The sequence below is a fragment of the Streptomyces sp. NPDC007162 genome, from assembly GCF_040634175.1.
In the GTDB taxonomy this organism is placed as follows: domain Bacteria; phylum Actinomycetota; class Actinomycetes; order Streptomycetales; family Streptomycetaceae; genus Streptomyces.
The window spans coordinates 1-13,363 of the sequence record NZ_JBEYFC010000231.1 but is presented as its reverse complement, the minus strand read 5'-3'; the positions used below and the strand labels follow the sequence as shown (position 1 = coordinate 13,363).

The 13,363-nt window shown below is 71.3% G+C and carries 13 protein-coding genes; 8 read left to right on the top strand and 5 right to left on the bottom strand.

Annotated features, from left to right (window positions below; genetic code table 11):
- Both ABZ646_RS25425 and ABZ646_RS25420 read left to right on the top strand, forming a co-directional pair.
- The coding region (locus ABZ646_RS25425) for an ATP-binding protein (protein WP_360523167.1) at positions 1–385 on the top strand (385 nt) is incomplete at its 5' end.
- Positions 382–1,029, top strand: coding sequence for a response regulator transcription factor (locus tag ABZ646_RS25420; RefSeq protein ID WP_360523164.1), 648 nt, complete (start codon positions 382–384; stop codon positions 1,027–1,029). The genes ABZ646_RS25425 and ABZ646_RS25420, both read left to right, overlap by 4 nt.
- A 156-nt stretch (positions 1,030–1,185) precedes the next feature.
- On the opposite strand, the gene ABZ646_RS25415 is transcribed toward ABZ646_RS25420, so the two are convergent.
- The 4 genes from ABZ646_RS25415 to ABZ646_RS25400 form a co-directional block, all read right to left on the bottom strand.
- Entirely contained in the window at positions 1,186–1,683 is a 498-nt protein-coding gene (locus ABZ646_RS25415; protein ID WP_360523161.1) for a hypothetical protein, read from the bottom strand.
- A 136-nt stretch (positions 1,684–1,819) separates the two neighbouring features.
- Complete coding sequence (locus tag ABZ646_RS25410; RefSeq protein WP_360523158.1) at positions 1,820–2,218, bottom strand: hypothetical protein; 399 nt, start codon at positions 2,216–2,218, stop codon at positions 1,820–1,822.
- Positions 2,215–2,595 carry a serine hydrolase domain-containing protein gene (locus tag ABZ646_RS25405; RefSeq protein WP_360523155.1) on the bottom strand — a complete coding sequence of 127 codons (381 nt, stop codon included), beginning with the start codon at positions 2,593–2,595 and terminating at the stop codon, positions 2,215–2,217. Before ABZ646_RS25405 ends, ABZ646_RS25410 begins: the two co-directional genes overlap by 4 nt.
- Entirely contained in the window at positions 2,486–2,932 is a 447-nt protein-coding gene (locus tag ABZ646_RS25400) for a serine hydrolase domain-containing protein (protein ID WP_360523152.1), read from the bottom strand. The genes ABZ646_RS25405 and ABZ646_RS25400 overlap by 110 nt, the downstream gene beginning before the upstream one ends.
- A 281-nt stretch (positions 2,933–3,213) precedes the next feature.
- Here ABZ646_RS25400 and ABZ646_RS25395 point away from each other — a divergent pair, with 281 nt between their 5' ends.
- The 3 genes from ABZ646_RS25395 (at position 3,214) to ABZ646_RS25385 (ending at position 7,257) form a co-directional block, all read left to right on the top strand.
- The gene (locus tag ABZ646_RS25395) at positions 3,214–5,226 is read left to right on the top strand and encodes a histidine kinase (protein WP_360523149.1); all 2,013 of its coding nucleotides are present in this window, start codon (positions 3,214–3,216) and stop codon (positions 5,224–5,226) included.
- Positions 5,211–5,870: a response regulator transcription factor gene (locus ABZ646_RS25390; protein ID WP_360523146.1), complete on the top strand. Its 660-nt coding sequence runs from the start codon at positions 5,211–5,213 to the stop codon at positions 5,868–5,870. The genes ABZ646_RS25395 and ABZ646_RS25390 overlap by 16 nt, the downstream gene beginning before the upstream one ends.
- Before the next feature lie 121 nt (positions 5,871–5,991).
- Positions 5,992–7,257 carry an alpha/beta fold hydrolase gene (locus ABZ646_RS25385; RefSeq protein ID WP_360523143.1) on the top strand — a complete coding sequence of 422 codons (1,266 nt, stop codon included), beginning with the start codon at positions 5,992–5,994 and terminating at the stop codon, positions 7,255–7,257.
- A gap of 105 nt (positions 7,258–7,362) precedes the next feature.
- Here ABZ646_RS25385 and ABZ646_RS25380 read toward each other — a convergent pair whose 3' ends face one another.
- Complete coding sequence (locus ABZ646_RS25380; protein ID WP_360523140.1) at positions 7,363–7,491, bottom strand: hypothetical protein; 129 nt, start codon at positions 7,489–7,491, stop codon at positions 7,363–7,365.
- Between the two features lie 1,258 nt (positions 7,492–8,749).
- Between ABZ646_RS25380 and ABZ646_RS25375 the strand changes: the two genes are divergently transcribed.
- From ABZ646_RS25375 to ABZ646_RS25365, 3 genes are all read left to right on the top strand, one after another.
- Complete coding sequence (locus ABZ646_RS25375) at positions 8,750–10,987, top strand: MMPL family transporter (protein WP_360523137.1); 2,238 nt, start codon at positions 8,750–8,752, stop codon at positions 10,985–10,987.
- Positions 10,988–11,157: 170 nt separating this feature from the next.
- A complete protein-coding gene (locus tag ABZ646_RS25370) occupies positions 11,158–12,477 on the top strand; it encodes a histidine kinase (RefSeq protein ID WP_360523134.1) in 1,320 nt (439 codons plus the stop codon).
- The gene (locus ABZ646_RS25365; protein ID WP_360523131.1) at positions 12,474–13,130 is read left to right on the top strand and encodes a response regulator transcription factor; all 657 of its coding nucleotides are present in this window, start codon (positions 12,474–12,476) and stop codon (positions 13,128–13,130) included. Before ABZ646_RS25370 ends, ABZ646_RS25365 begins: the two co-directional genes overlap by 4 nt.
- The last annotated feature ends 233 nt before the right edge of the window (positions 13,131–13,363 follow it).

Here is a 13,363-nt window from a genome sequence, read left to right as displayed (position 1 = left end):
GGACCGGTTGCTGGCGTCGACGGCCGAAGCGGGCGTACAGGTCGAGCTGCTGATCACCGGCAGCCCGCGCGCCCTGCCCGCCGGGATCGACACATCGGCGTACCGGATCGTCCAGGAGGCCCTCACCAACGTGGTGAAGCACGCCGGAACCTCCCGCGCCGACGCCCGCATCGGCTACGGGCCGGACGAACTGGTCATCGAGATCACCGACCAGGGGCAGGGCCGCCCGGGCCACCTGGGACCAGGACATGGCCTCATCGGCATGCGGGAACGGGCCGCCATGTGCGGGGGCGACTTCCGGGCCGGGCCGGTGCCCGGGGGCGGTTTCCAGGTCCGCGTCCAACTGCCGCTCACCGCCCGGGACTCCACGGGAAAACGCGCATGACGGTCCGCGTCGTCGTGGCGGACGACCAGGCCCTGGTACGCGCCGGCCTGTGCGGCATCATCGGCACCGCACCGGACCTGGCAGTGGTCGGCGAGGCGGCCACCGGCACCGAAGCCGTCGCCCTCGCCCTCGACACCCACCCCGACGTCGTCCTCATGGACGTCCGGATGCCCGACATGGACGGCATCGAGGCCAGCCGGCTCATCACGGGCACAGGCACCGTACGGGTACTCATGCTCACCACCTTCGACCTGGACGAATACGTCTACGGTGCGCTGCGCGCCGGAGCCAGCGGCTTCCTGCTCAAGGACGCCCCGCCGACGGATCTGCTCGCCGCCATCCGCGTGGTCGCCGCCGGGGACGCACTGCTCGCCCCAGGCATCACCAGGCGGCTGATCAAGGAGTTCGCCGCCCGGTCCGCCCCCGCGCCCACGATGCCGGCAGGCATCACCACACGCGAACGCGAAGTCCTTGTCCTGGTCGCCGAGGGCCTGTCCAACTCCGAGATCGCCCGGCACCTGCACATCACCCAAGGAACCGCCAAGACCCACGTGGGACACCTGCTGACCAAACTCGGGGTCCGCGACCGTGTGCAACTCGTGGTCCTCGCCCACCGCACCGGCCTGGCCGACGGGAGCTCATAGGGCTGCGATGGAGTCGCAGAACACCACCGATCAACCCGGCAGTTCATGGGACGGGCAACGGCACTGACAGCCCCCGGTTCTGGTAGAAGATCGCGTTTTCGACCTCCCGGAGACCACAGGTGCCGAGCCCGTTCCCCCCTCGCCGTGGCTCCAGAACTACCCGCGGTGGATCCGGCGTTCCTGCCCTGCGCCGGGGTCCAGCAGTCGGCGGATGCGCTCGTACTCGGCGGCCATCTCCGGTGTGGCGAGGAAGTCGTCGAGGTCAGCGGAGACCTCGTGGTCGATGTCCTCGATGGAACGGATGGCGAGTTCGTAGACCTCTCCGCGCCGGTTCTGCTCCAGGTAGCTCTTCCAGTGCGCCAACGCGGTGATGGCGGTGAGGACTCCGGGGTCCAGATCGTCTTCGACCAGGATGCCGTCGTAGATCGTCGCAAGCTCGTCGTGCAACTCGGCGGCGCTGATCGTCAGGACGTTCGCGCACGCGGTGGCCAGTGCCGCCCGGGCCGCTTCGGTGAGTTCGTCCTCAGCCGCACCGCGGAGCAGCTCCGGCCGCACCAGACGAGTGACCGTCTCCTCACCGAAGGCACGAACGTCACCCTCGGTTGCCCCGACGACCAGCCGCAGAACGTCCGCCTCAAGCTCCCTGTAATCCACGCCCGCAGCTTAAGCGGGGTGTGACCGAGACCTGGACGAGGGTCGGCGGGATGAGCCCGAGGGCTGTGATGCGCCCGAGTACGTTTCCAGCTCCCATCTCGTCCCGGAGGAGGTCGGAACGCACGGCCGTTGGCGGCTACGCGGGGCAGAGGGCGGCGGTCATCAGGGCGAGGGCCGCGGGGCCCGCGTCGGCGTCGGCGTCGGTGCCCCAGTCGGTCCAGTCCACCGGGACCTGGCTAGTGCCGTCGAGTGTGTGGAAGGAGATGGTGCGGTAGCCGCGAGTGCCGCCTGCGTGGCCCACGATCGTGCCGCAGGGGAGCGTGGCGATCTCCAGGCCGAGACCCCAGCCGCCTCCGCTGGGGTCGGCGGTCATCTCGCGCAGCTCGGCCGGGCGCAGGAGGTCGCCGCTGAGCAGGGTGCGGAAGAAGTGGTCGAGGTCGGCGGTGCTGGAGATGATCTCGCCGGCGGCGCCGGCGACGGACATGTTGACGGTGGTGTCGTCGACCGGGACGAGTGTCCCGACCGCATTCTTCACCGGTTCGTAGCCGTGGGAGTGGGGCCGATGAAGGGAAGGGAGCCCGGCAGGCGGGTGTCCCGGAGTCCGAGGGGCCGGATGATGCGCTGGTCTGTCTCAGTGCGGAACGAGCGGCCGGCGACCTTTTCGATGATCATTTCGAGCACGATGAAGTCCGTGCCGGAGTAATGGTGATCGGTGCCCGGCGGGAACAGCAGAGGACGGTCCCGGTTGCCGTCCTTGACGGCCCGTCGGATCAGCTCGGCCGGGGCCCAGGTGCGGAAGCGGTCACGGGGGGGCGTCGCCGTCGAGCAGTCCGTCCGTGTCCTCGGGCAGGCCGCTCGCGTGCTGGAGCAGGTCCCGGACCGTGATCCGGTCGCCTCCGGGGGCGGGAACAAGTCCGGGGAGCCACCGCTCGGCGGTGTCGGACAGGCGTAGCCGCCCCTCGCCCACCAGTTGGAGCACCACGGTGGCGGTGAACGTCTTGGTGATACTTCCGCCGCGGAAGCGGCCGTCGACGGGGGCCGGTTGCCGGCCGTTGAGCCTGGACCTGCCGCTGCTGCCCCGCCATACGGCGTCGCCCTGCCGGACCTTGGCGACCGCGCCGATCGCTCCGGTTGCCGTCACCCGGTCCAGCGCCGCCTGCAACGCGCTTCCGTCCGGTGCCACGGCGGGCGGTGCGGCGACCGCACTGCCCGCCGTGGGAACCAGCGCGCACACCGTCAGCAGTGCCAACGCCCCGGGGTTTCCCTGAACAACGGTCCGGCCACCCCGAAGCTGGGATCAGGGTTTCCCCTGGCCTCGCCATTTCGGTCGGGCACGGCGGCTGTTGTGGCGGAAACGCGAAAGTACCTTCCTGACCTGGATCTTGGGGCGCAACCTCGGACCCGCACGTAGAAAGTGCCCTCCGTCTCGCGCCAGTCGACGGTCGACGACGTCTCATCACCCCGACCGAAGCCGGGTTAGTCTGCCGGAATGGGGAGCGTCGAGCGTTCGCCCGCCGTCGGCGTGGGGCAATGAACGGCTACGCGGGGCACCTGTGGGTCCTCTCCCTCGTCGCGGCGGTCGGCGCGCTGATCATGGTCCATCTGCTGGCAGTACGCAGGACTGCCGGTTCCTCCCTCACGGGAGCCGTCGTGCTCACCCTGGCCGTCGCCGCGATCCCCGCCCTACGCGGTGAACCACCGCACTACGTGGCGGGGGTCGCGCTGACGGCCGGTGGGGTGGTGGCGGTCGTCTGGGCGAGGGGCCGCTCCCGCCGTCACTGGTCGGCCCGCCGGTCCGCGCTGGCGGACTACGAGGCCGGCACGGCGGCGGTCCCGTTGTTCGCGGCGCTGGCGGAACGGGACCGGCTGGCGGCGGAGCTGCACGACGTGGCCGCGCATCGCCTGACCGGGATCGTGGTGGCCGCGGGCGCCGCGCTCAGGCTCGCCGACCGGGAACGGACCGGTGACGCGCTGCGCCACGCCGACGAGGCCGGCCGGGAGGCCGTCCGCGAACTGGAGCGCCTCACCGGGCTGGACGCGACCGCGGCCGGCTTCGCCGAGGTCGACGCGCTGGCCGCCGCGCACGCGGTGGACTACCGGCGCACGGTCGGCAAGGCACCGGCGGGCAGTACGGAAGCGGCGTACCGGGTCGTCCGGGAGGCGTTGACCAACGTGGCCCGGTACGCCGAGGGCGCGACAGTACGCGTCCGGATCGAGCCGACGGACGACCAGGGCAAGCCCGTACGGGCCGGCGGTGATCATCTGTTCGTCGTCACCGTCACGGACGACGGCGGTACGGCCGTCGAGCCGGGCCTCGGGACGGGGCGCGGTCTCGCGGGGCTGGCGGCCACGGTCACCGCGACGGGCGGGACGTTCCGCGCGGGACCTCATGGTGAGGGAGCGGGCTGGAGCGTGCGGGCCTCGCTGCCTGCGGCGACAGTTCTTCCCCTCCGCCGGTGGCCCCTGTGGCGTGGGACGGCCGCGCTCGACTACGCGCTGGTGGCCCTGGCGATCGCGCTGTCGCTCGGTGCAAGCCTGCTGTCTGCCGACGTACCGGCTCCGTTCGGCGGCCTGCTGCCCGCACTGGTGACCGTCGTGCTGTCGGGGCTGCACGCCGTGCCGCTGGCCTGGCGCTCACGGGCACCCGGCCGCGCGCTCGCGGCGGTGCTGTCGGCGCTGCTGCTGTGGTGGGCCTGTGACCGGGCGGGCTGGACCCAGCCGCCGGTGAGCGACATCTTCCTGGTGTACGGGTGGGTCGAGCTGACGCTCGTCCACAGCGTCGGGGTGCGTCTGCCATGGCGCCGAGGCCTGTGCGCGCCGCTCGCCGTGGCCGCCGTGGGCGGGTTCGCGCTGGCGAGCGGCAGCGGCATCACCGGCGGCCGTACGGCGGCCTGGGCCGTACTGGCGGGCGTGCTGGCCCTCCCCGCCCTCGCCGTCTGGTCGTGGGGGCGTCGGACCGCCCGTCGGCATGAGCGGCTGCGGGCCGCGGACACCCGGCGGCGGGTCCTGCTCGACGGGGACGCCGACGCGGCGGTGTCCGCGCAGCGTCTGCTGTTCGCCACCGCGCTGCGGGACACGGCACTCCGGCACGCGCGGGCGGTCGTCGCCGCGGCGGAGGAAGGGGACCTGCGGGCCGTGCGGGAAGAGTCCCGCGCCGGATTGACCGCGCTGCGGGACCTGCTGTCCGGGCTGCGCACAGGGGACGACGCGGACGACGCCCCGCCGCCCACCGTCTCCGGGATCACCGCGCTGGCCGCGCGCTACGGCGCCGTCGTCCGGTACGTCGGAGAACGCCGTCCGCTGCCCGCCGCCGTGGAGGTCTTCGCGTACCGGACCGCCTCCGCGCTCATGGCCGTGGGCGTCACCCTCACCGTGCGCACGCTCCCCGACGGCGTGGAGGTCTCCGGTCCGGCACCCGCCGTTCCCGCGGTGGAGCGGCGGCTGCGCGCCCTCGCGGACGCCGCCGGCGGTACCCTCTCGACGACCGACCGCGGTGCGGTACGCGTGTGGCTCCCGGAGGCGTTCCCATGGCGATCAGAGTGACCGTCGCCGACGACCAGGCCGTCGTGCGGGCCGGGATCGCGGCGATCCTCGACGCCGAACCCGACCTGTGCGTCGTCGGGCAGGCGGCGGACGGCGGCACGGCCGTCGAACTCGCGCTGTCGGCGCGGCCGGACGTCGCACTGATGGACCTCCGCATGCCGGGGATCGGCGGGCTCGCGGCGACCGCCGCGATCACCGAACGCAGCCCCGGGACCCGTGTTCTGGTGCTCACCACCTTCGGCCTCGACGACTACCTGTTCGCCGCGCTGCGCGCCGGAGCCGCCGGTTTCCTGCTCAAGGACACCGAGCCGGAGCGGGTGATCGACGCGGTACGGGTGGTCCACGGGGGCGCCGCGCTGCTCGATCCGGCGGTGACCCGCAAGCTGATAGACCGGTTCGCGGACGGTCCCGGTCCGCTCGACACGGCCCGGCTCGACCTGCTCACCCCGCGCGAGACGGAGGTGCTGCGGCAGGTCGCGCGAGGGCTGTCCAACGCGGAGATCGCGGCGGTGCTGGGGGTGAGTCCGCCCACCGTGAAGGACCACGTCTCCGTCCTCCTCGGCAAACTCGGCGTACGCGACCGGGTGCAGGCGACGATCGCCGCGTACGAGACGGGGCTGATCCGCCCCGGCAGCGGGCCGTGAGGTGAATCGGCACCCCGCCGTGAGGTGGGGATGCCACCCCGCCGCACGGCGGCCCCCGCACGCGGTGGGACCGTCCCTGAGCCGGACGGATCGTCCGCGTCTGCTTCCTAGCCTCGAAGACATGTCACGCCTACTTCCCCGCCGTGTCGCCGGCGGTGTCCTGCTGCTCCTGGCGCTCTTGCTGACCCCTGCCGTGGCGGTGGCCGGTTTCCTCGCCGCGGCGTTCGTCACCGCGAGCGTGCCGGTCCTGGTCATCGTCGGCCTCGTCTGCGGCGCCCTGGCCGGCGGGCTGCTGGGCCGGGCGGCGTTCGCCCTGTTCGGCCTCGCCCGCCGCCCGGCCCTGCGGGCGTCCGCGTTCCTCGCGGTCGGCCTTACCGCGGCCGTCGCCGTCCTCGCCGCCGTCACCGTCCTCCGTCCGATGCCCACCACGGCGGCCGCCCCCGCCCCGCCCGGCGTGCGGTTCTGGAATCTGCCGACCGGTTCACACATCGCCTACGTCCACGCCCCCGCCACAGGCAAGGCCAGACCGACCCCGGTGATCTTCCTGCACGGCGGTCCGGGCACGCCCGGTGAGGGCGTCCCCACCGGGGGCCGTGGACTCGCGGCGGACGGCTTCGACGTCTACTCCTACGACCAGGTCGGCGCCGGCCGCTCCACCCGGCTGCGGGACGTCACCGGATACACCGTCGCCCGCCAGGTCGCCGACCTGGAAGCGATCCGGCGCACACTCGGCGCCGACCGGATCATCCTGGTCGGCCAGTCCTGGGGCGGATCACTCACCGCCCAGTACCTGGCCGCCCATGGCGAGCACGTCGCCAAAGCGGTCTTCACCTCGCCGGGCGCGCTGTGGGGCCGTCAATACCCCGGCCACAAAGCCGGGGAACCCTGGAGCCGCCTCTCCCCCGCACAGAAGGCCCGGCTCGACCGGCTGAACAGCACGCCCCGCATCATCGCGGCGGGCCTGCTCCTCCAGATCAACCCGGGCGCGGCGCACGCGCTGGTCGGCGACCGCGAGGTCGATCACTGGATGCACGAAGTCGCCCTCCAGGGAAAGGACAGCACCTCGTGCGAGGGGGCTCCGCCCACCACGGCGCACGACAACCCTCAGGGCTTCTACAGCAACCAGATGACCGTCAGGGACTTCGAGCAGCTTCCCGACCCCCGGCCCCGTCTGCGCACCCTGCGCGTCCCCTCCCTGATCATGCGAGGGGAGTGCGACTTCATCAAGCCCGCTGTGACCACCGAGTACCAACACACACTCGCAGGCTCCGAGTTGGTGACCGTCAAGGGAGCCGGACACTCCATCTCAGGCGAACAGCCCGGCCGCTACACCGCACTGCTGCGAGCCTTCCTCCTGGACGAACCGCTACCGACGGGCACCGGCTGAGTCCGGAACGGCCGGTCGAGTCGCAGGGAGCGTCGTGCCGGCCGTGGGCGTCTCCGGTCACCAGGGCCTACCGGGGTCCTGGAGACCGAAGCGGTCGTCCGGTGTTCAGCCGAGGAAGACCTGGATCTCCCGGAAGCCGTGGATGAGGAACGACGGCACGTGGTCGAAGGGACGATCCTCCATGAGGGTCGGGTGGGGGAAGCGGCCGAAGAGCGCGGGCAGGGCGGTGAGCACCTCGGCGCGGGCCAGGGGGCGCCGAGGAAGTGGTGTGCACCGTGGACGGAGGCGCCTTCTGACCTGGGGCGACGAGGCTTGTCCAGAGTCTCTGTCAGCCCAGCGGGAAGGCACCGTCGTCAGCGCGCGCCACCGGGTCGCGGCCCCGCCTTGTGGTTTCGGCCGACAGGCGTGGAGTGGTCAGCCATGCCGGGTCCCGCCTGCCGGCTGATCTCGCCGACGCCATCGGCCCGACCGGCGCCTTCACCATCGCACTGCGCCGGCTGCTGCCACGCGGAACTGGCACGATCCCGGGTCGCGACCGAACGGGGGACCTGTCGCTTCCACCGCGACGGCCTGACGCCTGCCGGCCGGCATCGGCACGCCGATCATGCCGCCGGTGGGGCAGTTTCCCCTTCGGGCGCGCTCAGCCGCCACCTGCCGCCAACCGACACCGGGTGCACCATCGGCACGCAGGCCGCCGACACACCTGGACGACTCACGGATCAACACGAAGGCGGCCGTGGCCTCACTGCGCGATGAGCAGCCGCCGGTATCTGCACGGTCTCCGCTGCCGACCCGGTGCTCGACTCCCACGCCGGGAGAACAGGCTGTGCCGCGCACCCCGCAAATGGGGCAACGAATCGTCCCGGAGAAACTTCGACCTGGACGCGGCTGCGCCGTCCCGGCCCCGGTACGGCCCCTGCGCCTGGACATCGACCATCAAAGCAGTCGCCCCGACGGTGCGCGACAACGACGCTCGCCCACTCCATCACAGGTCAGATGGGCTGGTATAGGCAAAGTCGACGCTCCGACACCCAAAAATGAACGTTTCCGCAGCTCAGACAGCTGCACTGGTGGGGCGGGTGGGACTCGAACCCACGGCCGACGGATGATGAGCCCTTTGAGGATCTTGGCGGCCCTTGCCGATCAACGCTCATCTTTGCCGTTTTCCCAGCTCAGGCGCGCTTATCCGTGTCAGCCCTGTGCGGTGCTTGTCGATGTGTTCCTGTCCTTGTGGCCCCTCAATGGCCCCTGGGAGTAGATGAGTCGGACGCTCACGACAGAAGCAGCCGCGTCTGGAAAAGATGCCCGCGCCTGTCCGAGCCGAGCCAGGGATGAGCGGCCTTAGTACCTGGGTACTACGGCCGCCGCCGCTACTCGGTCCGTTTGTGCCGCTGAGACGGCTCGGAACGCTCTTAGCGTGAGTTCTGGGCCCCGCGCAGAGACCGGCCCCTTCTTCGCACCACTTTCTCCGTCCGCTATCTGGGAGTAATCCGTGGCCACGTTCCTGTACCGGCTGGGCCGGCTAGCCTTCCGGCGACGCCGGCTGGTCACCTTGTTGTGGATCGTCGTAGTGGCGGGCCTCGGGCTCGGCGCCGTGAACACCTCGGGCAGCGCCATCGACAGCTTCACCGTTCCCGGCAGCCAGTCGCAGCAGGCGCTGGACCTGCTGGGCAAGGAGTTCCCGCAGGCGTCCGCATCGGGTGCCGGCGCGCGCGTCGTCTTCCAGACGGCCGACGGCACGAAGATGACGTCCGGCAGCGCCAAGACCGAGGTCGACGCCCTCGTCGCCGAGCTGAAGACGGCTCCGCAGGTGGCGAGCGTCTCGGACCCGTACGTCTCCGGGGCGGTCAGCAAGGACGGGACGATCGCCTACACGCAGGTGACGTACAAGGTCGCCCAGGCCGACGTCAGTGAAGCGGCCAAGGACGCCCTGCACAAGGTCGCCGACGAGGGCGACAAGGCGGGCCTCACCGTGAACGTCGGCGGCACGGCTGTCAAGGAGAAGGCGACGACCGGCCCCACCGAGCTGATCGGCATCGCGGTCGCGGCCGTGGTCCTGGCCATCACCTTCGGTTCGCTGGCCGCGGGCGGTCTGCCGCTGCTGACCGCGATCTTCGGTGTCGCCATGGCGATGCTCTCGATCACCATCGCGACCCACCTGTGGAACCTGAGCTCCTCCGCCCCGACCCTCGCGCTGATGCTGGGCCTGGCGGTCGCCATCGACTACGCGCTGTTCATCGTCTCCCGCTACCGCAACGAGCTCAAGGACGGCCAGGACCCGGAGGAGGCCGTCGGACGCGCCCTGGGCACCGCCGGTTCCGCGGTGGTGTTCGCCGGTCTCACCGTGATCATCGCGCTGGCGGGACTGAGCGTCATCGGTATCCGGATGATGACCGACATCGGTCTGTCCGCTGCGTTCGCTGTGGCGATCGCCGTGCTCATCGCGCTGACCCTGCTGCCCGCGATGCTGGGCTTCGCCGGGGAGCGGATCACCGAGGGCAGGCTCAAGACCGGGCGCATGAGGAGGCTGGAGCGCGGTGAGGGCGAGTCGATGGGCGTGCGCTGGGGGCGGTTCGTCACCCGCAACCCGGTGAAGATGCTCGCTGTGTCCGTCGTGGGCCTGCTGGCCCTGGCCGTTCCGGCGCTGTCGCTGGAGACGGCGATGCCCGACGACTCCGTCGCCGCCCCGGGCAGCAGTGCCCGCGTCGCGTACGACACTGTGACCAAGGGCTTCGGTGCCGGCTACAACGGCCCGCTGACCGTGGTCGTCGACGCCCGTGGCAGCGGCAATGCCAAGACGGCGGCAGCGGACGCGGTCACCCTGCTCGGCACGATGGACGACGTGGCGTCGGTGAGCCCCGCCCAGTTCAACGCCTCCGGTGACGTGGCGCTGATCCGTGCCGTGCCGAAGAGCTCCCCGAACAGCCAGGAGACCATCGACCTGGTCTCCGGCATCCGTGACCATGGCACCGCGTTCACCGAGGACACCGGCGCCGACATGATGGTCACCGGTACGACCGCGCTGAACATCGACGTCGCCGCCAAGCTCTCCGGCGCCCTGGTGCCGTACCTCGCGGTGGTCGTGGGTCTCGCCCTGGTGCTTCTGCTGCTGGTCTTCCGCTCACTGCTCGTCCCGCTCAAGGCCGTTGTCGGCTTCCTGCTCAGCCTGTGCGCCACCCTCGGTGTCGTGGTCGCGGTCTTCCAGTGGGGCTGGCTCGCGGGCGCCCTCGGCGTCGACCAGAGCGCGCCGATCGTGAGCATCCTGCCGATCTTCCTGGTCGGTGTGGTGTTCGGGCTGGCCATGGACTACGAGGTCTTCCTCGTCACCCGGATGCGGGAGGCGTACGTTCACGGGGCCGAGCCCACCGAGGCGGTCGTCGCGGGCTTCCGGCACAGCGCCCGGGTGGTCACGGCCGCGGCGATCATCATGATCTCCGTCTTCGGTGGCTTCCTCCTGGACGACGTGCTGCTGGTCAAGTCGATCGGTCTGGGCCTCGCCTCCGCCGTCCTGTTCGACGCCTTCGTCGTCCGGATGACCCTGGTGCCCGCCGTGATGACGTTGCTAGGCCGCCGTGCCTGGGCCCTGCCGAAGTGGCTCGACCGCTTCCTGCCCAACGTGGACGTCGAGGGCGAGAAGCTCCAGCACGCCCTCGCCGAGCAGCAGGACACAGACATGGCGTCCGACGGACGGCGCGAGTCGCTGACACCCGCGTCACCCGGCCGGAGCTGACCGGACGGCCGTACGATCCGGTCCAGGGCCAGGTAGGCAACCCCTTGACCGGCCCTGGACAGCCGGCCCGGGCCGGATCGCACCCCGGCCGACACCCATATCCCGCCCGCCGGTCCCACTTCCCCCCGGGGACCGGCGGGCGGTCTTCCCGCACCACGGAGGTGTACGCAGTGACCTCACCGCCGACAGTGGAACCGGTCGGCGACCCCGAAACCCTGCTGGGCGACTCCGAGCACCGCATGATCGTCCGGCTGCTGTCCTGGTTCGTCCGGGTGAACCGGGCCGACCAGGCCCACCCGCGGGTCAGGCACTGGGGGCTGCCCGTCCTCCAGGTCATGTTCGGGATCCCCGCCCTGGCGAAGGCCGTCGACGGTTCCGGGCCCGGCGTCCCCACGGTGGCGGCGCTGCTGATCGGGCTGACCGTCCCACTGCTGTGGCGCGAGCGCCGCCCCATGCCGGTCTTCGCCTTCATCGCGGCCGTGTCCGTGGCGGACATCGCCACCGGTGTCATGGCGGGCTCCAACGTCAGCCGTCTGGTGGCCCTGTACAACGTGGCCCGTCTCGGGACCCCGGTCCAACTGGCCGTAACCCTCGCGGTCAGCCTTCCCGAGGCGATCGTGACCGGCCTGGTCTTCTCGTCGTACGGGCCGACGTCGTATCTCACCCAGGTCCCGGCCATGGTGACCGTACTGGTCGTAAGCACCGTGGCGGCGGTCGGACTGGGGCTGGCCAGCCGGGTCGCACGCGCTTACATCGCCGCTCTGGAGGACCGGGCCGTCCGCCTGGAGACAGAGCGCGATCAGCGGGCCCGCCTCGCGGTGGCCGACGAGCGCGCCCGGGTCGCCCGCGAGATGCACGACATCCTCGGCCACACCCTGTCGGTGATCGTCGGCCTCGCCGACGGCGCCGCAGGCCTCGCCGAGACCTCACCCAAACGCGGCGCCGACACGCTGCACATCATCGCCGACAGCGGGCGCAGCGCCCTGGCCGAACTGCGCCGTCTGCTCAACGTCGTCCGCGCGGGCGACGAGAAGCCAGAGGCCACCCCGCTCGCGCCGCAGCCGGGCCTGGCCGACCTCGACGCCCTGCTGGCGAGGGTCCGGGACGCCGGTCCCACCGCCACCCTGCACACCGAGGGCGACCTGACCGGCCTCGGTCAGGGACTCGAACTCGCCGTCTACCGCATCGTCCAGGAAGCCCTGACCAACACCCTCAAGTACGCCGCCTCCGACACCACAGTGAGCGTCGTCATCGCCGTCGTCTCAGGCGCCGTGCACATCAGCGTCGAGGACAGTGGACCGGCCGCAGCACCGCGGGCGACCGACCGAGAGGGCGGCGGTCACGGCCTGGTCGGCATGCGCGAACGGGCCGCCCTCTACGGCGGACAGGTCACCGCGGGACGCAACTCCCGGGGCGGCTGGACCGTCCGCGCCAGTCTGCTCCCTCCCCCGTCCCATCCCCCCGCTCACACGGATAACCAACCGGCATGACCACCGTTCTCATCGTCGACGACCAGGCGCTGCAGCGTCTCGGCTTCAGCATGCTCCTGGAACAGCAATCCGACCTGACCGTGGCGGGCGAAGCCAGCCACGGCGCCGAAGCGGTCCGCAAGGCCGCCGAACTCCGCCCCGACGTCGTACTCATGGACATCCGCATGCCCGGCATGGACGGCATCGAGGCCACCCGCCGCATCGTCCAGGCCGGCGGCCGCTCCCATGTCCTGGTCCTGACCACCTTCGACCTCGACGAGCACGCGTATGCCGCCCTGCGCGCCGGAGCCAGCGGCTTCCTGCTCAAGGACGCGCTGCCCGACGAACTGGTCGCCGGCATCCGCGCGGTGGCCGCCGGGGACGCGGTCATCGCACCCGGCCTGACCCGCAAGCTCATCGACACCTTCTCCGACCGCCTGCCCGGCCGCAGTCCCGAGCAGGAGCGGATGCTCTCCGCGCTCACCGAGCGCGAGCTCGAAGTGCTCACCGCCATCGCCTCCGGCTGGAGCAACATCGAGATCGGCGAACGGCTCAACCTCGCCGAATCCACCGTCAAGACCCACGTCAGCCACATCCTCGCCAAGATCGACGCCCGTGACCGCGTCCAGGCCGTGATCTTCGCCTACGACACCGGTCTGGTCAGGCCCGCATGACCGGCACCACGATCGATGGGCCTCGCAGATTTCCCTCACTCGCAGTGAACCGCCACGGGTCGCAGGGGGGGCTCGATGGACGCGATCCATGTGGGGGAATTGCCGGTCACCTTTCCTCCTGGTGCTCCACCGGCTGGAGCCGTACCGACGGAGCACCGTGGACAACTGCGATGAGGCGCGTCAGCCCGGCTCTTGACTTGTTCCATCGAGCAGCTGGCGCGGCAGGATCACCA